We start from the raw sequence: 21,090 nt of genomic DNA on the forward strand, positions 1-21,090 counted from the left end.
AGTGGCGATGGCGATTAAAATAGATGAGGATGAACTATCTTAGATGGATGGGCTTATGTTATCTTTTTTCCTCCGTTGGTTGATTACCGCTGTCTCTTTATTGATTACAGCGCAAATAGTACCCGGTATAGAAATTAAAAATTTTACCGTGGCTTTGATAGCCGCTGTCGTCTTGGGTTTAATTAATGCTATTGTTAGACCCCTGTTGATTCTTTTTACCCTGCCTTTAACTATTTTGACCCTAGGGTTATTTATTTTTGTGGTTAATGCCATTTCCTTTTCTTTAGCCTCCTATTTTATCAGTGGTTTTGAGGTAAAATCATTTTTTGCTGCTTTATTCGGTTCGATCGTGGTTTCGATCATTTCAGGAGTTTTAAATGGCATTTTCGTTGACTAAAGTGGTCAATAATTCGGTTGTTTAAAACAGCCTGGCTTACTCTGATTGATTAATTTCTGATCTAGAGACGTTGATTATAACAACGTCTCCCTAGTTTTTGGGTAATGGTGATAGTTTTTATACAGTTCTCAGTATCGGTCAAAGAGGAGAAGGAAAAAAGTTTTCCTAGCGGCATCTTATCGGATTCAAAAATTAAGCAACTTCGGGAAATCAGGCTAATATTGTCTTCAGACCCCAAGGGGAAGAAAGCGAAGAAGATATTTAAAAATTCCCAATTATGTTGCTAAAATAGGTCGGTATACTACCGCCACTTTAAAAATAGGTAACTTTGTTTTTAGTTTACAGCGACAATTGGCCGGTGAGATATACTAGGATAAAAACTGGGAACAAGATACAATTGTGTTAAAATCATTGATAAAAGCACGCTGGAGTAATTAAACCTTACAGATCATGTCTTGGATCGTTGAACAACTGATTTATAGAAGTTTCTCACAACTGGGATTTAAATATATCGCTAGTGCTAATGTCCCCCCAGGGATTCAACAGGTTTTTTATCAACATATAGTCTCTCAGTTATGGGACACCTATAATCCTCCACACAGGAACTTTAAAGGAGTCTATATCTATCAAATTGACTCCCATAACACCCTCTTTGGTTGGTTAATTAACGATGGGAAGGATGAATTTGGTCCTGGGGACATCCCCTACTTTCATTGTTATTATTTACGCGAACTACTCGACTCGAAAAAACTGGTTAAAATCCTTGCCTGTCTAGAGGCAGGTCCCCTAAAACGTCTTGGCCGAGATGAGGCTAAAATCTCCCTTGATCCCGTAATTTTAGCCGACAATTATCAGGCAAATGCCTTTGAATTAGGGATTAAACTTTCTAAAGATATTCGTCTGTTTAGCCACCGACAACTGCGGGAAGAAAAACCCCTGCAATGGTTTATATCTTTGGAAGAAACCAAAGAACGACCACATCCCACCGATAATAACTATGATAACTCTAAAGATACCTTCCTTAGGGAACCAAATTACCAGGCAGAAATTGCCAAAATTATGGAAGAATTAGCCGAAAAACCGATCGCTATTGAGGGAATCATGCTTGTTTCTCCCCAGGGTCAACCTTTGACTGATTCCATCGGTATGCCACACAATAGTGCCTTAATCTTAGCAGGAACAATGATCTATCTTGCCAATAACACAAAAGAGGAATTAAGCTGGTCTGATGTGGAACAAATTGCTATTCGCAGTCCCCAGGGTCATCTGATCTTAACCCCTTGCAGTGACCAAGCTTTTCTTTTAGTGAAAACTGGCAAAACGATCACGGGATTGTTAGAGGGAGAAATCCAAAAAACTCGCTCAAAATTAGCAAAAATTCTCGCTATTTCCAATCCCACCCCCCACCCCCCCCTGTTAAATCCCACAGTTAATCCCTTCCTTGATTCCGTTGTAGAAGAATTCGAGATCGTCCTCGAAACCGAAGATGATAACAGTACAGATATTCGTTACCCGGGTAGAACCTTACAGTGATCAGTAATCAGTAATCAGTAATCAGTAATCAGTGATCAGGAGATTATTTTTATTTATTCTCCCCTCTCCCTTCCCCCTAATTCATAATTCATAATTCATACTAAATTCGGTTATTAAAAACTGATTATTTATTCTCCCCTCTCCCCTCTCCCCACTTCCCACTCCCTTCTCCCTTCTCCCTTCTCCCCTTTCCCCCACACCCTACACCCTGATCACTAAAAACCGATGAACCAATTAAACTTAGAAGTTGCGGGAAAAAAAGAACGTTTAGATGCTTGGATGGGGTCACAATTGCCCGATTTATCGAGATCGAGGCTGCAAAAATTGATAGAACAGGGATATATACAGTTAAACGGTCAAATTTGCACCAATAAAAATACTAAAGTTGCCCAAGGCGATCGCTTAAAGATTACCATTCCCGACAGTCAACCCCTGCAATTAAGCGCCGAGGCGATCGATCTTGATATTCTTTACGAAGACGAATATCTGATTATTATCAATAAACCGGCCGATTTAGTGGTTCATCCGGCCCCCGGCCACGAATCGGGAACCTTGGTCAACGCTTTACTGCATCACTGCCCAAATTTAGCCGGAATCGGTGGAATTCAACGCCCCGGCATAGTTCACCGCTTAGATAAGGATACCACGGGCGCGATCGTTATTGCCAAAACCGACCAGGCCCATCAACACCTACAGGCACAATTAAAAACCAAAACTGCCCGTCGGGAATACATGGCCCTCGTCCACGGTGTCCCCAAAAGCGAAACAGGTACAATTGATCTGTCGATCGGTCGTCACCGCAGCGAGCGCCAAAAGATGGCTATTATTACCGTGGAAAAAGGCGGTAGAAATGCCGTCACCCACTGGCAAGTCAAGGAAAGACTAGGCAACTACACCTTAATGGAATTTCGCCTAGAAACTGGCAGAACTCATCAAATTCGCGTTCATAGCAGCCACATTGGTCATCCGATTCTTGGGGATCCCCTTTATAGTTCCGGTCGTTCCATCGGGATTAATCTACCCGGGCAGTTACTCCACGCCCATCGTTTAATCTTAATACATCCGGTCACGGGAGAGAGCCTAGAAGCGATCGCTCCCTTACCCGCTATTTTCCCGAAAGTTTTAGCTATTTTACGCCAGAGAAACCCCTAGCGCACAAATTGCGGCATAATCTCCGCTGCGGTCCATAATCCGTAGATACCGCGACGATGCAGGGAAACCCCCGCTTTCAGATAACCGAAAGCCGGCCCGCAGACATTAGCCGCCATACTGGTTTCATCGCCTAAAGTGAAGGTATGGGTGGAAATTTTGCCTTCAAAAGTCCGCCCCGTGACTTTAACATTGGTACTTAAGGGCTTTTTCGGGTTGCGCGTATCCACCACACCCCCGACGGAAACGCGATCACGTCCACAAATTCCGGCTAATTCCAGCATAATATCGTCCGCGTGTTCCATATTTTCGAGGCTGAGAATGCCATTGGTTTTATTTAACAGCATTTCCACTTCTGCGTCACTCATCTGGTGGGCTGTTTCTGGGTTGTAACCGGGTAAATGGGCGATATCTTCGCGAATAGTGGCACGATAAGCCTCCCAGTTGGCAATTCCCACGCCAAAGGTAATTTTAACGCTATGAATCTCTGCATAACTCTGGGCAGCTAGGGCAGCGGCCGCAGTTAACAGTCCGGGGGTAGCGCCGCAGCCGGTCATGTAGGTGATGCCGGCGGCTTCTAGGTCTGTTTGTAGTGCTAAGATTTGTTCCATGGCGCTGGTACGTTTGAGAGCATCGACTAAAACCCCGCGCCAACCTAAGCGAATGAAGGTTTTAGCGATATCGGCCATGAAATTGTTGGGTAAATTCGGCAAGGCGAGAAAATAGCCTTCTACGTCGGCAGTTTTGATTAATTCCTCGATACTGTTCTGGCTGAGACTGCCGTAATTTTCCAGATAACCGATCGAACCCTGGTCATGATAAATTTTGTTACAGGTATTGACATCTAGACCGTCTTTGTGGTAAGCAAAACCGGCTTTATCGGCGGCGGCAGTCCAAAGCATTTCCTGTTTGGGGGCGAGAATTCTAGCGGCAGCCTGTCCCAAACCACCAAAACCTAAAACACCGATCCGAAGGCGATCGCCTGCTATTTGTTTATTCATATTTGTTCTCATTCCTATAGACAAAATTCTATGATCTCGGCGGTCGTGGTTCGCCGTTGCATCTCCTTTATTTTCAATTTATCGCTTCAGGTCGTCTTTTTTGTGTAGTTTTGTTAAATTATGCCCTCCAGGGACAGGTTCGCCCTTGACGGTAAAGAAAAGTTACGCGAAACTGACAAAAAATGAAAGTGGTTGGCCGAGATAATATAAAGTTTTGCTAAAATTTTAACCAGATTGCTACGATTAGCAAACTATCGTAAATTAAAACGATAGGGAGCTTTGCAAACCCCAGATCACGCCGAGAAGACCTATGAGCATGGAAAGCCTAGAGTTTATCATCTATCCCGATGGTCGCGTCATGGAAAAGGTGACAGGCATAGTCGGTTCATCTTGTCAAGAGGTGACGGCGGCGATCGAGGCACAACTCGGGCAGCTGATGTCTCAAGAGAAAACCTCGGATTATTACCATCAAACCGTCAGCCAGTCAGAGAAAGTCAGCAACGCAGCCACTTTTAGCGACTGGTAATTTTTCATCTTTCCCGATCCCTTTATTTAAGCCACTGAAAAACCATGTCACACTTTAGCAATATCAAAACCAAAATCCGCGATCTATCCTACCTAAAAGCCGCCCTGAGCGATATGGGGATGGAATGGAAAGAGGGTTCCCACCCCGTCAAAGGTTATCAAGGTCAAACTTTAACCGCAGAGGTGGTAATCGAGCAAGATAACAATTACGATATCGGTTTTCGCTGGAATGGTAACGAGTACGAGTTGGTTGCCGATTTGCAATACTGGCAACAACCCCTAACCGTAGAAGGATTTTTAAGAAAAGTAAATCAAGGTTATGCCTACCACACCATTCTGGCAGAAACTGCTAAACAGGGTTTTCAGGTGGCAGCACAGGAAAAAAATACTGATGGTTCTATTCGTCTAGTGGTACAACGTTGGAGTGCCTAATGGCTGATTTTTCTCCCGAACGCTCTGGTTTTGAACCAGAGTTAGGGGGATTCCTGAGAGATTCCCCCGATCGCACTGGTTTTGAGCCTGAATTGGGTGGTTTACTGCGCCAGAAAGCGGTTTACGTCGATGAGGTCACTTGTATTGGTTGTAAACACTGCGCCCACGTTGCCCCCAATACCTTTTTTATTGAAGGCGAATACGGTCGCTCTCGCGTCTATAATCAGGACGGTGACGAAGAAGAAATTATTCAAGAAGCGATCGAGACTTGTCCGGTTAACTGTATTCACTGGGTTAATTATAATCAGTTGTCATCCCTTGAGGAAGAACGCAAACATCAAGTGATTAAACAGTTAGGTTTTCCTCAGATTCACAAGAAATTTAGCCCCGCAGATTTAGATCTCTAGGGTGGATAGGTGCAGCCTCATCCACCTATTATTTCCGAGCAGTCATGGCAGCGGTTCTCGATCGAATCTGCTACAGTTCTCAGGGGAAATAATCCTATCTCGGATTTTAACGACAATGAACACCCAACTGATTGATTCTCTCGCGCGAATTATTCTCTCTCTCTCCGAGGAAGAAAGAGAGTTACTGAATCGTAAAATTGAGAGCGAACAACGGGAAAATTTGCAGATTAACGCTCAAATTTTGGATTTAGAAACCCGTGTCAAGCAATACGAAAATCAATATCGCATGAGTTCGGAAGAATTCTATCCTAAATTTCGTTCTGGTGAGCTAGGGGACGCTATGGATTATTTCGAGTGGAATGTTTATTATGAAATGCTATTGGCAGCTAGAAAAGAGATAAGTTTACGATCAAATTAGATGGAGATAGCCGATTATATTCGCAAGGTTAAACGGAAATTATCTGAGAGTTCGATTGTGAACTCTTTCACGATTGTCGATGAAAGAATTTTATTCGATCGAGGCTATTTCCGAGCGAGAGTCCTTTTAACGAACGGAGATTTTTTAGAAATTGCGGAGGCTTTTACCTCGATCGATCAACGCATCGTTACGATAAGCTATCGCTATCAATGGATGGACGCAAGCAAACAGAAGTTAAGAAAACGCTGGGATAACGTGGAACATTTTCCCGATTTACCGAATTTTCCCGATCATGTCCATGTAGGAGATGAGTTAAACGTTCAACCTGGCGAATCTAGAAATATTTTACAAATTATCACCGTAATCGAGCGCGAGATCGAGATTTTGTAAACATAACGCGTCCTAGAGCGAAACAAACTCCTATAACTCGCCAAATCCTGATCAAGTTGCGAGAATTATCCGATTGGAGGATAAATACCTGACTATTTCCCGAAATATTGATCGATTGAGAATCAAGAGAGTTGTTTTTTCCTGTATTTGAATTGATAAAAATAAAATTGTTTGATGTTGTCTGGGGAGATTTTTGGGGTAAGTAGCTGGTTATAATTAAATTGAAACCACTTACTTAGGCAGTATTTTGTTAAGTAAAGAGCCGCTATGTACGTTTTAATTGGTGGGGCGGGAATGATGGGGCTAGGTTTAGCCCAACAACTTTTAGACTTGGGACACACCGTCGCCATCGTTGATGTGGATCCTTTAGCTTGTCGGTTTGCCCGGGAAAAAATTGGTGTCATGGCCTTTGAGGGGAGTGCTGTCAGTACGAAAGTTCTGCTAGAGGCGGGGATTCGACAAGCTAAAGCGGTTGTTGCCGCCCTGAGAGACGATGCCATGAATCTAGCCCTAGTCACCCTGTCTAGAAGTTATGGCATTTCCCATATTGTGGTGAGAATGTGCGATCGCGAATTTCTTGAAGCCTATCGTCTTGCTGGAGCTAGTCACATCATCAGCACGATTGATTTAGCCGTTGCCACCATGGCCAATGCGATCGAATACCCTGAAGTAGAATCGATGATGCACTTTGAACAGGGACAAGTGGAGGTGCTAAAGCTGCCCGTCCCCAAGGATTGTTATGTAGCTGGGCGTACCGTTGCCCAAATCGCTCAAGATGCCAACTTTCCGACCGGTTCGCTGATTATTGGCTATCAGTGTCACACTTCCGCCAGTTTAGAGATTCCCAACGGCAATACCGTCCTAGAAGCAGGCTCAACTATTCTGGTGGTCACTCGTCCGGAATTCGTCAAACCCATGATCGATTACCTCGGCATTCAAACTAATCATCGTCCAAGGATAGAAGTTTCTCATCCAAACCTTTAACGTAGGATTGTACCAAATCTTCCGGTACAATACGTTTGCGAAGTGCATCCCCCAGGGCGGCTTTCTCGGCCAGGAACAATCGTCGTCGAATTGCATCTAACTGACCGTATTTAGGCTCCATTTGCCCCGATCGAGACTGATTATAAGCATCCCGCAGCACCCGTTCCGATACCGCCACTTTTGCCTGATAAGATGCCCACAGTTCTTCGTACACTGCTTTCGGTAAAACGCCCGATTTCAATAAATTGGCTAACTCATCTTGTGCCGCTTTCGACGCGATCAACTGCAGCTGCAACTGGCCAATCTCCCGTGTTACTGCCGAAACCTGACTAATATCGAGCTTTTTAATTAGCCAGGGTAAGGCTAATCCTTGGATGACCAGAGAAAATAACACAGCCCCAAAGACTAGCTCGATGATCAATTCCCGCCCTGTTAGAGTCAAAGGAATGGCAACCGCTAGGGCCATGGAGAGGGAACCCTTGATGTTGCCCAAAATCAGAATATGTTGCCAGCGCAAGGGGATCGGTCGATCGATCCGGCGAAGCACCCATAGTAAAGAATACACTGACAGAATACGCCCCAATTGATAAGCCAAAATGACTAGCACAATCGATGGCAAGGTTTGCCATAGGGTCAAGGGGTTGATTTCAATGCCAATGAGCAGAAAAATAAAGGTATTGACGATAAAACCGGCATATTCCCAAAAACTGATCAGGGTAATGCGATCGGATGCAGAGGCGCTGCGAGGCAGCCCCAAGTTACCAAAGACAAGTCCAGCAATAACTACTGCCACCGCTCCCGATACACCCAAAAACTGCCCGAGTTGAAAAGCTCCCAAGGCAAGTGCAACCGTAAGCAAAAGGCTACTCAGCGGATCCCGTAAGCGCACATAGATGGGCAGACACAGGTAGCCTAGGACAGCGCCCACTAATCCCCCGCCCAGAGCAACGATCAACACTTCCTTGATGACTTGTGTGGTGCTGATGGTTCCAGTGGCGTAAATCACCAAGAGCAAATTAAAGGTGACGAGTGCGGCTGCATCATTAAATAGTGTTTCCCCTTCCACAATAGTCGAGAGTCTAGAGGGAACCCGAATTTCTTTAAAGACGGCAATCATCGAGACAGTATCCGTGTTTGCTAGAATCACTCCCACCAGTAAGGCGGGAATCCAATCTAGACCCAGCCCAAATTTTACCAGAACTGCAATAATCGCCGCAGAAAAAACCGAGCCTGGTCCTGCGAGCAGTGCGATCGGTTTAAAGGTACTGCGAAGACGGCTGATATCGGTATTAATCGCCGCTTCAAAAATCAGAATCGGCAGAAAAAGGTTAAGCACTAAAAACGGATCTAACCCAATACGACGAGATAACAGATCAGTAATCGGTAATCCTGCTAACACTAAACCTGCCACATAGGAAATGCGTAATCGCTGGGTTATTAGGGCAACGGCAGTGGCAATCAGTAGCAGCAGGATCAAGATAAGAACCAGTTCAGGAATGTCTCCCACCGTTTGGCTGTTCACAGCAGAACTGCTATCCAAGGATTTTTGTTGTGCTGCCCAGGCTACTAATAATTCTCCCCTCATAAGACGATATTCTCGGTAAGACCGAGAATTAAGAACTTGGCTATTTTTATAATATAAGGGAGGTTATGGCAGTTACAGCCTTTCTCAGATAGATGAGGTTAGTTATTGTTGCTAAAATACTTGATGAGTAAGGATTAGTCTGTGCTTCATCTTTAGGAGAAAGAATGAGAAATTTTCTACTTACCCGGTGATTGTTGTGGGGAGGGAAAAGTTAGAGGCAATCGGCGCAAACTGATAAGTATTTTATATGCAAATACCTTCAATACTTAAAAATATTTAAATTTACAATTGGTAATATTTATTTTTACTCAGGAATTTATTGAGAATAATTTCTATTTATTTACGAGGTGGCAATACTTCCAGCGATTCTGGTATAATTTTGCATTATGCTATGGTGGATTTTTACTGTCTTTTTTGGACTTTTAAAGGTCTAGCTTGCCTTGAAACCATTGCTAAATCTAGACTTTCCCTTTTAGCCAAACCAAACACTTTCGCCAATTATCCCTTTTTTCCCGAACAACGTTGATCTAATTTTTGTGTAGTTTTGTTGCAAAGTCAATTTTTTTTTGACAAAATGCCTAAATTGTGGTATAGACGAAATGAGGGGATTTAGCATCATTTCTAGTTCCAGTGTTTCCTAAAATCAGAGACTTCCTACCTCACCCTTAAGATAACAGCTAAGTAATAGGACAAAATTAAGTTCTTAGTTAGGATAGTCACCCAACTATTTGCCCTTTCTTGCTCATTTAAATCTGAATAAAATCAATTGGCAAGAATATCCAATACCAGGAGATAAGTCAAAATATATAACTATTGAAATCGGCAATCAAAAAGGGAAAGGTTCTTACCAGACTATTCAGATTAGAGACTTGCTAAAAGCTCAAGGATATAGGTGGAATTCCCATCAACATCGACAAATTTGGTATCGTAATGATTTAAGAGCTAGTTTCACCACGGTGGATGATTTCTTCAATCAGTCTTCTTGGTATGCTATTGCTGATGGAGTTGAGGTGTGTTTTTATGACGATTTTCGCAATTTATACCAAATCTGGTTATTAAAGACTGATTATTTATTCCTCCTTTTGCCTCTTGCATGAGTGCCTGTTCTGATATGTAGCTTATACTCAACGGATTTAGTATTATTATGTGTTTGTCACGTTAACAATGGACAGCATGATTATCTGAAAGCACCGAATATTGAGTTATATTCTCAGAGGATTTAGATCGGTAAAATTACATAGTTAGGAATCTTGAGTGAGTCCCTATTGATATTGATAATTAACAATTATTGTCTATGTTCATAAGTAGCATGACGCTGAACCGATTTAATATTACTTAATTACTGTCATAATATTTCTTCTCAAAAAAAGAGGAGAAAAAAGCAAGTTCTGCCTTTCTCTCCTCCAGTCTAGCGATTAATTACATTGAAACAGTAGTAAGTAATCTTGAATTACTATTCACCGATTTAGTAAGCACCGTTATTTTTGGGAAAAACCACAACACCGATAGTTCTAAAGATTACCCATATATCGGTTAACCAGTTGCGCGAATTAACGTAATACACATCCATCTGCACCCGCATGGGATAGGGGATGTCATTACGTCCAGAAACTTGCCATAAACCAGTTAAACCGGGGCGAATAGTTAAAACTTTGTCGATGCGATTGCCATATTTCTGCAATTCTTCGGGAACTAAAGGCCGCGGACCGACGACGCTCATATCTCCCCGCAGGACGTTCCAGAACTGGGGAAACTCGTCTAAACTGGTTAAGCGGAGAAACTTGCCAATCCAAGTTATGCGGGGATCATCCTTCAGCTTGAAATTATCCTCGAATTCCGCCCGCAGTTGGGGAGAGTCTTCCATCAGTCTCTCTAATACCTTATCCGCGTCCATTACCATAGTACGGAACTTGATACAGTTGAAATGCTGGAAGTTTTGACCGACGCGCTTCTGCATATAGAAGACAGGACCGGGGGAACTAATCGCGATCAGTAAGGCTAAGATTAAATAAAGCGGCGAAAAGAAAATTAGAACCGATAGGGAGAAAACGATATCGAATAATCGTTTTGAGGTATCGCCGTCCAAAGCTATTAACCAAGATTTTTGATGCCGTCTACCAGAGACCGAAGGTTTGAACCCTCGCTTCATCAAAGCTTGTAGAGCCTTGACGGAGATAAGTTGGCTATTAGCAGTCATCTTACTCCTTCACATCACACACACCACACAGTACCCATGATAAAGCCACAAGACTGAAAAAACAAGTCTTTGGGTCAATAACTGGCACTGGTCATTTTAGAGCCTTTGTACTGAAAAATCTCTAATTAGGGTTGGCTGAAAAAGTTTGTTGCTGGGGTTAGGAGTCAGTAGTCAGTGGTCAGCAGTCAGGTTTGAATCAGTTAAGTAGTCGTGCAAAATAAATTTCCTAGTGAAGATAGGCAATAGGCAATAGGCAATAGGCAAAAGCTTTATCGAAATGTGTAATTAATTTTGCTTAGGTACTTATCAGATGTGAGTGTTCAGTTCACTGCTTACTGTTTACTGATTACTGTTCACAGCAGAAAACTCTCCGCTCTCCTATACCTTTTAAACAGGATTTATACTAAATTCGGTTATTAAAAACTGATTATTTATTCCCCCTTTTGCCTCTTGCCTTCTGCCTCTTGCCTCTCCTGATATGTAGCATATACTCAACGGATTTAGTATTAGTATTATAGGAAGGTTTTGAACCAGCAAAAATTAATTATGCAAGAAGTTTAATAAAAAAAAGAGCATCAGCAAATGATGCCCTTGGTGACTGAATATTTAAGTAGTTACAGCTTTGATCCTAAGAATGAAGTATGCTCTTGTCTGCACTCGTCGCCGAAGTCCGTTCGGCGGTTCGGACTTCGGCGTGAGACTGATCTCGCCGAACGTCCGAAGTCTCAGGGCCGAAGCCTGAATTTTGGCTCCCGAAAACGAAAACTTTATACTTCATCATTTAAGATAAATGCCACACTTAGGCGGTGCGTTTTTTCATACTACCTAGTTCTCGAATGCCTAACCAACCGATCAAACTATAGCAAATCGATAGCAACATACTTTGAATACCAATTCTTAACCACTGTTTCAAAGCCTCCAAGTTGGCTTGGCTTTCTGCCTGTTTTCGCCGCTCTTGCAGCTGAGTTTGTAGCTGATTTTTGATCTCATCCAATTTCTGTTTAAATTCCTTCGGTTTTTTGGATAAATCGCGTAAATTAGTTAATTGTTCTCTTTGTTGACGGAGGGTCTGTAACTGTTCCGCGTTGATCGGTTGTCCTTGGAAACGACCAGTTTCAATCACTTCATTTCTCTGAGAGATCTGCTGTTCTAATAATTGGGGATTTTGCGATAGAGTATTTAACTGGGCTAAGAAAGCCTGAATTTGCCCCTCTCCTTGGTCAACACCCTGTTCAATTTGAGTCAAAGCGTTGTTTTTAATCTGGTTGGTATTATTGATATGAACTGGAATCATCAACAGAAAAACTAACCCTAACACTGTGGAAAAAACAAAGAGCGGCCAACGCAATTCAAAGCGGGATTTCCTAGGAATGATATCTTTATTGTTAGCGTCAATCCAGTAAGCGATTAAAACGAGAATGATACCGAGGAGAGGAACAATGCCTCGATCCACAAAGGTGGTGACGAACCCTACCTGCCATTGGGATTGACTGAATTGATAGGGCAGCGGCAGGATAAACCCATCCAAAAGGAAGGAAATAATGAAAACCAATCCCGTTAATTTCAGGGACAAAGAAGTAAAACTGTTCATCGCTGTTTCTGTAATGGTATGTCAATGAATAGATTCATTAGTCTGTTTAAAAGTTCTCGCTGGGGATTCCCAGAAGGATTTTGCCGACAGAGGCAATCTGACAAACTGCAATTTCTAATTAACTCTCGCTCAACCTCCTGCCCAACACTATGGTTAAATCGTTCTGCTTGTCAACCCCTTTCGAGAATCGACTCTAGAAATATTACCTCAATATGGTATCGGTAAACTTATCCTTGTCAAAGAATAGATCTCCTGCAAAAATCACAAATCTGACCTTAGCTGAGGATACGGTCGATAGGAGACGGGCGAAAGGAAGATAAAAAAGACAATAGACAACTATAATATCCATAAAACCTAAGATTATGGCAAATTTATCCATTTTTTTAGATATTTTGACCCGATAGCACCTCGATAACTTACTTTTGCAGCAGGTCTAATCAAATTTTCCCCAGCTCTCAGACTGGGTTTTCCCCCCAGATATCTTACCTAAGACAGAGGCCGTCAAAGAATAAAATTTTCCCAAGCTCTCAGACGAGTCCTGAATGGTTAGCCTATAGTAAAGACAGCCCTCCTGAGTCGATAACAAAACCCATGCAGAAATTGGTGGAAGTTTTAGCCGATAAACAAGCTCTGATCGAAAAATCTCTGGCGCTGGTTCTGGAAAAAATCACAACCAGCCTCGAACAACAGGACTATTTTACCATCGCTCTTTCCGGCGGTAGCACCCCGAAACCTCTCTACGAAGCTTTATCCTCTCAACCCCTCGATTGGTCAAAAATTCACGTTTTCTGGGGGGATGAACGCTACGTTAGTCCCGAACATCCTGACAGTAATCAACGCATGGCCCGGTTAGCATGGCTCGATCGCATACCGATCCCGGCCGCTAATATTCATCATGTTCCCACGGATGACCCCGATCCCCACCGGGCTGCCCAAAAATACGATGATCATCTCCGCCAATGGTTTGGGGTCAATTCTCCCGATTTTCCCGTTTTTGACCTGATTTTATTGGGAATGGGCGATGATGGTCACACCGCCTCCCTCTTCCCCCACACGGCAGCTTTAACGGTCAGCGATCGCTGTATCACCGTCGGCGAGAAAGACGGCAATCCCCGCTTAACTTTTACCGTTCCCCTGATCAATCAGGCCCGTTGTGTGATCTTTATCGCTGCCGGCGAAAGTAAACGCCCCGCTTTACATGAGATTTTCTCTGCCCATGGCGACTCTTTCTCCTATCCTTCCCGTCTCATCCACCCTCCGGCCGGGGAATTATATTGGTTACTCGATGCGGCCGCCGGTTCCTCGTTTGTCTAGAGAATAGGGTAATGGGAGAATAGGGTAATGGGGGAATAGGGGTAATGGGGGAGTGGGGAAATTCAACTAAAACCCTAACACCCTAACACCCAACCCCTAATCTGCTTTTTTACTTTTTCCTTTTTACTTTTTCCTTAAAAATGATCGTTTGTCCTAATTGCGAACATACTAACCCCGATGAGGCCAGTCAATGCGAGGCCTGTTACACTCCCTTGCCGCGGATGTCTTCCTGTCCTAATTGTGGGGCAACCATCCAAACTGATGCCACCTTTTGCGGTCAGTGTGGCTACAATTTACAGCCTAATTCCGTTCCCATCGTGGCAGCCGAGGCCGCATCGGAACCTGAACCCGTCTCACCAGTCCTTACACCCACCGTTGCCTCGATCGCACCTCCTCCTGTTGCCGAACCGATCAGTACGCCGGCTATTGCTCCTCCACCGGTTCCGGCCGCCACCCGCTTACAGACGGAAATGGCTAGTCTCCAGCACCTACAAACCGATAGCAAAATTGAATTACCCCTACATCTATCGGTAATTCATGTCGGCAAACCTAACGATCGCATTCCCCCCGATATCGATGTTTCTGGTTTTCCCGATTCTGATATCGTCTCCCGGGTTCATGCCGATATCCGTGTCGAAGGAGGCATCTATTACCTCGAAGACAGCGGCAGCGCTAACGGAACCTATGTTAATCACTCTCCCCTACCCCCCGGCAATCGTCATCGTCTCCGGGCGGGCGATCGCATTTCCCTCGGTAAAGGGGACAAAATGACTTTTATTTTCCAAATGTCTTAAGTAGTCTGGCAAAATTAATTTCCTGGTGGAGACTCCCAGAAGGTTGACAGCTTTTTTCCTTTTTAATTTTTCCTTGATCACTATCCATCTTCTTTTTTACTTCTCACTTTTTACTTGGTCAATATGCGTACAAATTGGCGAATCGGCTCTTTATTGGGCATTCCTCTCTATATTAATTCCTCCTGGTTTTTGATTTTGGCTTTTGTAACCTTGATCAATGCCACCGATGCAGAAATTCAGTCTCAGGCTGGCCAAAGTTCTGTTTTAGCGTGGTTACTTGGTTTAATCATCGCTTTATTGCTGTTTATCTCGGTTTTACTCCACGAATTAGGTCATAGTTTCATAGCCCGATGCCAAGGCATCGAGGTCAATTCTATTACCCTGTTTCTCTTTGGGGGTATGGCCTCGATCGAGCGAGAATCTCGGACTCCTCCCCAGGCCCTGCAAGTAGCGATCGCTGGACCGGTCGTCAGTTTTCTCCTGTTTTGTCTCTTATCCCTGGCCAGTCACTTACCCCATTTAAACGCCAATTTAACCTATATATGCGGGCATTTGGCGATAATTAACCTGTTTTTAGCTCTATTTAATCTTATCCCCGGTTTACCCCTCGATGGCGGTCAAATTTTCAAAGCAATCGTCTGGCAAGCGACAGGCGATCGCTGGAAGGGTTTACATTGGGCTGCGATCAGTGGTCAATTCATCGGTTGGTTGGGGATTATTTTAGGGATTTTCTTGGTTCTCTTGACGGCAGATGTGGGGGGTGCTTGGTTAGGATTAATGGGCTGGTTTATCCTCAGAAATGCCAGCGCCTACGATAATTTAACTAATTTACAGGAAAGTCTCCTCAATTTCACAGCGGGAGAGGTGATGAGCAGAAATTGGCGGGTTTTAAACGCCCATCAAACCCTACAGGAATTCGCCCAAGAATACGTTTTAGAGCAAGCAGCGGCTAATACTGCTTATTTTGCCGCGTCCGAGGGACGTTATCGGGGATTAATTCGGGTGGAAGATTTACAGGCGATCGAGCGGAGTTTCTGGTCAGAAAAACAACTGCTTGATATTGCCCATCCCCTCGGCGAAATTGCCACTGTTGAGGAAAAAACCCCCTTAGTGACGGTGGTGCAGAAATTGGAAACCATCCCGGACCGCATGATCACGGTGTTAACACCAGCCTCCGCCGTAGCGGGAGTGATCGATCGCGGTGCTATCCTCAAAGCAATTGCGATTAAATGCCAAATTCCCCTAGAGGAAGCGGATATTGAACGCGCTCGCGAGGGAGTTTATCCCAGTTATTTGCCCTTAAATGTTATTGCTGCCGCTCTCGACAAAAGTGAACCGCCAAAAATCGGCGAACCTTCCTTAATGTCCTGACCTAGAGAGGATGGACGATAATAATCTTGAATATGGCTAATGCGAAAATTTCCTCGCTGGTTAACCTGCCACAATTTCCCCGCTTCCACATCTAAACAACTTAACCAGCCTTTACCGTAGGCCCAAGTATCGATACAAATGGCATGGCCGAGATTAACTGGTTTACCGCTTTTTTGGCTGGTATGGCCGCAAATCATGGTTTTTCCCGAAGTATGGGCGGCGGGATATTGAAATTTCTCCCAAAAGAGTTTGTATTCTGGTTGTCTGGCTAGGGGTAGATTGGGATCGAGACCAGCGTGAACAAATAAATGATTTGCAGTTTCGTAGCTATTTATACAGACTTTTCCTAAAAAATCCCAGTGGGATTCGGGAATTTTAATCAGTTGGCCTTCGCTATAGGATTTTAGAGTAGCTTTACCGCCTTTTTCTAACCAGAGACGCTGTTTGAGGGGGTTGTTACGCGCTTGCAGCATGATAATCTCGTGATTACCCTTGAGGGGAATCAAATTTCCCTGTTTATGTAGGGAAATCAGGCGCTCGATCACCCCTTTCGAGTCTCTGCCCTTATTAACGTAATCACCGAGGGTGATTAAAGTATCTTGCGGTTTGGGATTGACGATCTCTAGCAAGTGATCTAGAGCTTTCGAGCAACCATGAATATCGCCGATCGCTAAGGTTCGCATGAGGATTTGGTAGGGGATTAGGGCATAGGTAGAGGTAAAAGTATTCAAGAAATCTGTTCACGACAAACAGCGATTATCGGTGATCTTGCTTAGGGTAACAAAAAGGCTTACAGTAAAATGTACCATAAATTATCAAATCTACTAAATTAATTAAGCTGTGCCGAAAGTTGTTATTGCAGGTAACTGGAAAATGCACAAAACCCAGAGAGAAGCTCTGGAGTTTTTGCAAGATTTTAAATCCCATCTAGAGGAAACCCCGGACGACCGAGAAGTAGTTCTTTGTGCGCCTTTCACAGCTTTAGCTGTCCTCTCTAAAACCCTCCACGGTGGTCGTATTCGCTTAGGGGCGCAAAATGTCCACTGGGAAAAATCGGGGGCTTATACGGGCGAAATTTCGGCGGATATGTTAACCGAAATCGGGGTTCACTATGTGGTTATCGGTCACAGTGAACGCCGGCAATATTTTGGCGAAACCGATGAAACCGTCAATTTAAGGGTCATATCTGCCCAAAAACAAGGTTTAACCCCAATTATCTGCGTGGGAGAAAGTAAAGCCCAAAGAGATGCCGGAGAAACGGAAAAGGTAATTATCAAGCAAATTCAAGCAGGTTTAGTCAATGTTGACCAAAAAAACCTCGTTATCGCCTACGAACCCATCTGGGCGATTGGCACCGGGGAAACCTGCGAAAGCGAGGAAGCTAACCGCGTTATCGGTTTGATTCGGCAACAATTAGACAATCCCGAAGTAACCATTCAGTACGGTGGTTCGGTAAAACCGGATAATATCGATGAAATTATGGCTCAATCGCAGATAAACGGGGCTTTAGTCGGTGGGGCGAGTCTAGACCCCGCCGTATTCGCCAGGATTGTTAATTATCGTTAATTGATGCTGCTGCCATGACGCTATTTTCCAAAACCCCGATGCCTTCTATTTCCACCCGAACCTTGTCCCCCACCTGCAGCGGTCCGATTCCTTCGGGAGTTCCCGTTAGAATCACATCCCCCGGCAGCAGGGTCATCACTTGGGAGATATAAGCCACCAAGACATCGGGGGGAAAGACCATATCACTCAGATAACTGCTTTGTTTCGGTTCGCTGCCATCATTGAGAAAAGTGGTTAATTGCGCCCCGATACTCAGTTCCCGGACAATCCAGGGGCCGAGGGGACAAAAACTGTCAAATCCTTTCGCCCGCGTCCATTGGCTATCTTTTTTCTGTAGATCCCTAGCGGTGACATCGTTAGCAATAGTATAACCCCAGATTTTGCTTCTGGCTTGGGCTGTGGTGCAGTTTTTGGCGGTTTCTCCGATAATTAGGGCTAATTCTCCCTCATAATCTACTCTTTCCGATTGGGGCGGATAAAAAATCGTTTCACCATCGGCGATAATTGTCGTCGGTGGCTTGAGAAATAAAAGCGGTTCTTCTGGTACAGGTGTTCCCATCTCGGCGGCGTGGGCGCGGTAGTTTTTGCCCACGGCAATAATTTTCGACGGGAAACAGGGGGCTAATAGTTGGTAGCTATCAGGTTCTAATTCTAGTTTGGTTAGTTGCCCTCCTTGCCAGGGAGGGGCATCAAAGACGGCAACGCTACGGTTTAGCTGTAACAGTCCGTAGAAGATTTGTCCTTGACGATGTTTCACTCGTACATAGCGTTGCGCCATATTTTTCTGGGAATGACTAGCGATCGACTCTCGGATAGTAGTATGATCATATATCCTTGCTTCTTTATTAAAAGCTAGAGAGTTATTAAAATCAATTGACTCCTGGCCTTGACAAAGAAGCCTTCTAGTCCATAAGGATTCTGACATGAGCAATAACTACGAAACTCTTTACATTCTCCGTCCCGATTTAGGGGAAGAAGTCGTTCAGCAACAAGTGGAACGTTATCGGACTCTGATTACCGAACACAGCGCCACAGACATTGAAGTTAAGGTGTGGGGTAAAAAACGTCTGGCCTATCCCATCAAAAAACTCAATGATGGTGTCTATGTGCAGATGAATTATCAGGCCAGCGGCAAACAAGTCGCTCCCATGGAACGGGCCATGCGTTTAAGTGATGAGGTTATTCGTTATTTAACCCTAAAACTCGATCGCGTGATGCCCCCCCCTGCCGATTTATCTCCCTTAACGGAAATTCCCCCCTCTCCTATCACCGAAGCGGTGGTGGAAGAGGACGGCATCTCCGCGGAAGATTAATTATAGTCACAACTGTGTCGGATCAATGCCCAATTCGCGTAATCGGGCAAAAGCGCGATCGCGTTCTTGTTGTGCTTGGTTGCGTTCTTGTTGTGCTTGGTTGCGTTCTTGTTGTGCTTGGTTGCGTTCTTGTTGTGCTTGGTTGCGTTCTTGTTGTGCTTGGTTGCGCTCCTCAAAGAGGGTTTCAGGGTCTTTAAATCGTTCCCCATTGGGATAAAAGACCTCTAAACCCTCTTCAAACATCTCAAACCGAATCCCTAGGATTGGGGAAGTCCAGGGAAAATTCAAGGCCGTTACTGGGAAAAAATCCTCTTGCTGATTGGCCCGTACCAATCCCCAGAAATCATGGGAGTCTGGGTCATAGAAAAACATCTCTAATACCCCATACTCCCGATAGAAAGACTGCTTTTTGAGCATTTCCCTGGCACTATTGCTCGGAGAGAGGATTTCAAACACTACCTGGGGAGCAATATTGTCTTCTTCCCATTGTTTATAGCTGCCGCGCTCACCCGGTGGACGGCCGAAAACTACCATGGCATCGGGAGCTTGACGGGGAGCGGGGGGTACAGTTACCTGCTGGGGATACCAGAGCAAATCTCCGGCAACAAAGACGGTTTGCTCTTTAAATAAATACTTGAGATTGGCAACCAAGCGAACAATCCAGCGATATTGAACTGTGTTGTCGGCCATAGGTTTACCGTCGGAATCAGGATAGAAAAGTTGGGGTTCGATGGGTGCTTGAACCATGCTTTATCTCTTGCGATCGCATTTTTGCCTAACTTTATTGTATCATCGCAAATCCTCGGATTGAAACCCTGTCCTTTTAGGACGGCTCGGCCTTAGACCTCTTGTCAAAGTTGTATAAGTAGGGTCTGCTGAAAAAGTTTGTTGGTGGGGGCAGGGTGTGGGGTGTGGGGTGTGGGGTGTAGGGTTTTACCGATTTTGAGGTAGTCAGTTACCTAATTTTCAGGGAAAAAGTACCTGAATTTTACCCCCGATCCCTCCAATGGTCGGCACTTTTTGAGGTCAAAAAAGTCTAAAAGCCTTATCCAACAAGGTTTTTAGATTTATTCAGCAAGCCCTAAGTAGGGCGTGTTACGCTGTCGCTAATACACCTTTATAAGCAACTTAGAGTATTTTTAAGATTTCATGAATTTAACGGCAAGGGCTTGACATATATAAACAAAAATGCTAGCATAGCGACGGCGAAGCCATCTTTTAGGAGGCATTTGGTTATGGTATTAGCAAAACTAATTGATTTTCGGGTTGTCGGTAAGAATAGGCTATCAAAAATAGCGAGCGCTTCCTCTGCCATTGCTTTTAGCACTCTAGCAATATCACCAGTTCAAGCTGCTCAGCTAATTATTCCCAACACAACTGTTTTCGGGAATAATGTTTTGTTGGGGCCAAGTTTCACGGTTTCTCAAAACTTTTCCCCGTTAGACACCTTAAGTGTTAATGTTTCTGGAACAGTATATCTCGCTCCTGGAACATTGGCTATGAATGCTGCGGGTATTATTACCCAAACAACAGATCCAGAAAATGTGGGACAAACTATCACCTCATTTACCGGGTTAACACCAATACTTCCAGGTAAACCCTTTGGTTCTCTACTCATTGGTAATAACACACTGGGATTTTTTCCTCTATTCTCAGCCAATGCAGCCAATGGTTTCGGTAGTTCCACTCCACCAACAAATTTATCATTGTCTGGTGTGGCTTTATCCAGTATCTTTACAAATGTAGGCTTTACGGGTATTACTGCTGGCACTGTTCTTGAGTTTCGTGTTAATGATGGGACTGATGCTTGGGAAGATAATAGCGGTCAATTTTTCATTACCTCAACCCCTGAACCTAGCACAATTTTAGGCTTAGGTGTATTGGGATTTGGTGCTTTCTGCCAGCGCAGACTATCTCAAGAAAAGAAGTCAAAACAGGACAATTGAGTTGAGAACTGTAGGATTTATCCCCCCTTGATACCCCCTTAATATTCCCTTAATAAGGGGGGTATCTGACAGTTTTTAACACCTACCTATAGTCATTTCAATTAAGATTGAGAATATCAATCCGAGATTTCATAAGGGTTTTGTCGGCCTAGACTGTATCAGACTTATCTGAAATGA

The 21,090-nt window shown here is 44.1% G+C and carries 24 protein-coding genes; 17 read left to right on the forward strand and 7 right to left on the reverse strand.

Annotated features, from left to right (window positions below; translation table 11 throughout):
• Positions 1-55: 55 nt before the first annotated feature.
• The 3 genes from myaer_RS00665 (at position 56) to myaer_RS00675 (ending at position 3,082) form a co-directional block, all read left to right on the forward strand.
• Complete coding sequence (locus myaer_RS00665) at positions 56-397, forward strand: phage holin family protein (protein WP_046663556.1); 342 nt, start codon at positions 56-58, stop codon at positions 395-397.
• Positions 398-847: 450 nt separating this feature from the next.
• The gene (locus myaer_RS00670; protein WP_046660545.1) at positions 848-1,930 is read left to right on the forward strand and encodes a roadblock/LC7 domain-containing protein; all 1,083 of its coding nucleotides are present in this window, start codon (positions 848-850) and stop codon (positions 1,928-1,930) included.
• A 225-nt stretch (positions 1,931-2,155) separates the two neighbouring features.
• Positions 2,156-3,082 carry an RluA family pseudouridine synthase gene (locus myaer_RS00675; protein WP_046660546.1) on the forward strand — a complete coding sequence of 309 codons (927 nt, stop codon included), beginning with the start codon at positions 2,156-2,158 and terminating at the stop codon, positions 3,080-3,082.
• Here myaer_RS00675 and bioU read toward each other — a convergent pair.
• A complete protein-coding gene (gene bioU, locus myaer_RS00680) occupies positions 3,079-4,080 on the reverse strand; it encodes a (S)-8-amino-7-oxononanoate synthase BioU (protein WP_046660547.1) in 1,002 nt (333 codons plus the stop codon). The two genes, myaer_RS00675 and bioU, sit on opposite strands and share 4 nt — an antisense overlap.
• A 310-nt stretch (positions 4,081-4,390) precedes the next feature.
• Between bioU and myaer_RS00685 the strand changes: the two genes are divergently transcribed.
• The 6 genes from myaer_RS00685 (at position 4,391) to myaer_RS00710 (ending at position 7,236) form a co-directional block, all read left to right on the forward strand.
• Complete coding sequence (locus myaer_RS00685; RefSeq protein WP_002752708.1) at positions 4,391-4,606, forward strand: DUF2997 domain-containing protein; 216 nt, start codon at positions 4,391-4,393, stop codon at positions 4,604-4,606.
• 44 nt (positions 4,607-4,650) lie between these two features.
• A complete protein-coding gene (locus tag myaer_RS00690) occupies positions 4,651-5,037 on the forward strand; it encodes a DUF1257 domain-containing protein (RefSeq protein WP_002762644.1) in 387 nt (128 codons plus the stop codon).
• A complete protein-coding gene (locus myaer_RS00695; protein ID WP_046660548.1) occupies positions 5,037-5,444 on the forward strand; it encodes a ferredoxin in 408 nt (135 codons plus the stop codon). The genes myaer_RS00690 and myaer_RS00695 overlap by 1 nt, the downstream gene beginning before the upstream one ends.
• Before the next feature lie 115 nt (positions 5,445-5,559).
• A complete protein-coding gene (locus myaer_RS00700; RefSeq protein ID WP_046660549.1) occupies positions 5,560-5,862 on the forward strand; it encodes a hypothetical protein in 303 nt (100 codons plus the stop codon).
• A gap of 57 nt (positions 5,863-5,919) precedes the next feature.
• Complete coding sequence (locus myaer_RS00705; RefSeq protein WP_223212368.1) at positions 5,920-6,252, forward strand: toxin-antitoxin system TumE family protein; 333 nt, start codon at positions 5,920-5,922, stop codon at positions 6,250-6,252.
• A 267-nt stretch (positions 6,253-6,519) separates the two neighbouring features.
• A complete protein-coding gene (locus myaer_RS00710; protein WP_046660550.1) occupies positions 6,520-7,236 on the forward strand; it encodes a potassium channel family protein in 717 nt (238 codons plus the stop codon).
• On the opposite strand, the gene myaer_RS00715 is transcribed toward myaer_RS00710, so the two are convergent.
• Positions 7,193-8,821 (reverse strand): cation:proton antiporter, encoded by a 1,629-nt coding sequence (locus tag myaer_RS00715; protein WP_080949693.1) that lies wholly within the window; start codon positions 8,819-8,821, stop codon positions 7,193-7,195. The two genes, myaer_RS00710 and myaer_RS00715, sit on opposite strands and share 44 nt — an antisense overlap.
• A 319-nt stretch (positions 8,822-9,140) precedes the next feature.
• Between myaer_RS00715 and myaer_RS00720 the strand changes: the two genes are divergently transcribed.
• Together myaer_RS00720 and myaer_RS00725 are read left to right on the forward strand one after the other, a co-directional pair.
• Complete coding sequence (locus tag myaer_RS00720) at positions 9,141-9,347, forward strand: hypothetical protein (protein ID WP_046660551.1); 207 nt, start codon at positions 9,141-9,143, stop codon at positions 9,345-9,347.
• Between the two features lie 202 nt (positions 9,348-9,549).
• The gene (locus tag myaer_RS00725) at positions 9,550-9,918 is read left to right on the forward strand and encodes a hypothetical protein (protein WP_046660552.1); all 369 of its coding nucleotides are present in this window, start codon (positions 9,550-9,552) and stop codon (positions 9,916-9,918) included.
• Between the two features lie 368 nt (positions 9,919-10,286).
• On the opposite strand, the gene myaer_RS00730 is transcribed toward myaer_RS00725, so the two are convergent.
• Both myaer_RS00730 and myaer_RS00735 read right to left on the reverse strand, forming a co-directional pair.
• The gene (locus tag myaer_RS00730) at positions 10,287-11,018 is read right to left on the reverse strand and encodes a sugar transferase (protein WP_002752714.1); all 732 of its coding nucleotides are present in this window, start codon (positions 11,016-11,018) and stop codon (positions 10,287-10,289) included.
• Between the two features lie 799 nt (positions 11,019-11,817).
• Positions 11,818-12,609 carry an HpsJ family protein gene (locus myaer_RS00735; RefSeq protein WP_046660553.1) on the reverse strand — a complete coding sequence of 264 codons (792 nt, stop codon included), beginning with the start codon at positions 12,607-12,609 and terminating at the stop codon, positions 11,818-11,820.
• 591 nt (positions 12,610-13,200) lie between these two features.
• Here myaer_RS00735 and pgl point away from each other — a divergent pair.
• The 3 genes from pgl (at position 13,201) to myaer_RS00750 (ending at position 16,088) form a co-directional block, all read left to right on the forward strand.
• The gene (pgl, locus tag myaer_RS00740) at positions 13,201-13,923 is read left to right on the forward strand and encodes a 6-phosphogluconolactonase (RefSeq protein ID WP_046660554.1); all 723 of its coding nucleotides are present in this window, start codon (positions 13,201-13,203) and stop codon (positions 13,921-13,923) included.
• A 140-nt stretch (positions 13,924-14,063) separates the two neighbouring features.
• Positions 14,064-14,717: an FHA domain-containing protein gene (locus myaer_RS00745; RefSeq protein WP_046660555.1), complete on the forward strand. Its 654-nt coding sequence runs from the start codon at positions 14,064-14,066 to the stop codon at positions 14,715-14,717.
• Positions 14,718-14,840: 123 nt separating this feature from the next.
• Positions 14,841-16,088: a site-2 protease family protein gene (locus tag myaer_RS00750; RefSeq protein WP_046660556.1), complete on the forward strand. Its 1,248-nt coding sequence runs from the start codon at positions 14,841-14,843 to the stop codon at positions 16,086-16,088.
• Here myaer_RS00750 and myaer_RS00755 read toward each other — a convergent pair.
• Positions 16,007-16,771, reverse strand: a complete 765-nt coding sequence (locus myaer_RS00755) for a metallophosphoesterase family protein (RefSeq protein ID WP_046663558.1) — start codon at positions 16,769-16,771, stop codon at positions 16,007-16,009. The genes myaer_RS00750 and myaer_RS00755 overlap by 82 nt on opposite strands.
• A gap of 157 nt (positions 16,772-16,928) precedes the next feature.
• Between myaer_RS00755 and tpiA the strand changes: the two genes are divergently transcribed.
• On the forward strand, positions 16,929-17,654 hold the full coding sequence (tpiA, locus tag myaer_RS00760) for a triose-phosphate isomerase (RefSeq protein ID WP_071846391.1): 726 nt from the start codon (positions 16,929-16,931) through the stop codon (positions 17,652-17,654).
• On the opposite strand, the gene myaer_RS00765 is transcribed toward tpiA, so the two are convergent.
• Positions 17,641-18,432 (reverse strand): fumarylacetoacetate hydrolase family protein, encoded by a 792-nt coding sequence (locus myaer_RS00765; protein ID WP_046663559.1) that lies wholly within the window; start codon positions 18,430-18,432, stop codon positions 17,641-17,643. The genes tpiA and myaer_RS00765 overlap by 14 nt on opposite strands.
• Positions 18,433-18,577: 145 nt before the next feature.
• On the opposite strand from myaer_RS00765, the gene rpsF reads away from it, so the two are divergent.
• Complete coding sequence (rpsF, locus tag myaer_RS00770) at positions 18,578-18,967, forward strand: 30S ribosomal protein S6 (RefSeq protein ID WP_002733521.1); 390 nt, start codon at positions 18,578-18,580, stop codon at positions 18,965-18,967.
• Positions 18,968-18,973: 6 nt separating this feature from the next.
• On the opposite strand, the gene myaer_RS00775 is transcribed toward rpsF, so the two are convergent.
• Positions 18,974-19,714, reverse strand: coding sequence for a Uma2 family endonuclease (locus tag myaer_RS00775; RefSeq protein ID WP_046660558.1), 741 nt, complete (start codon positions 19,712-19,714; stop codon positions 18,974-18,976).
• Between the two features lie 488 nt (positions 19,715-20,202).
• Here myaer_RS00775 and myaer_RS00780 point away from each other — a divergent pair, with 488 nt between their 5' ends.
• Positions 20,203-20,913: a PEP-CTERM sorting domain-containing protein gene (locus myaer_RS00780; RefSeq protein WP_046660559.1), complete on the forward strand. Its 711-nt coding sequence runs from the start codon at positions 20,203-20,205 to the stop codon at positions 20,911-20,913.
• The last annotated feature ends 177 nt before the right edge of the window (positions 20,914-21,090 follow it).

This window comes from Microcystis aeruginosa NIES-2549 (genome assembly GCF_000981785.2).
Taxonomy (GTDB): domain Bacteria; phylum Cyanobacteriota; class Cyanobacteriia; order Cyanobacteriales; family Microcystaceae; genus Microcystis; species Microcystis aeruginosa_C.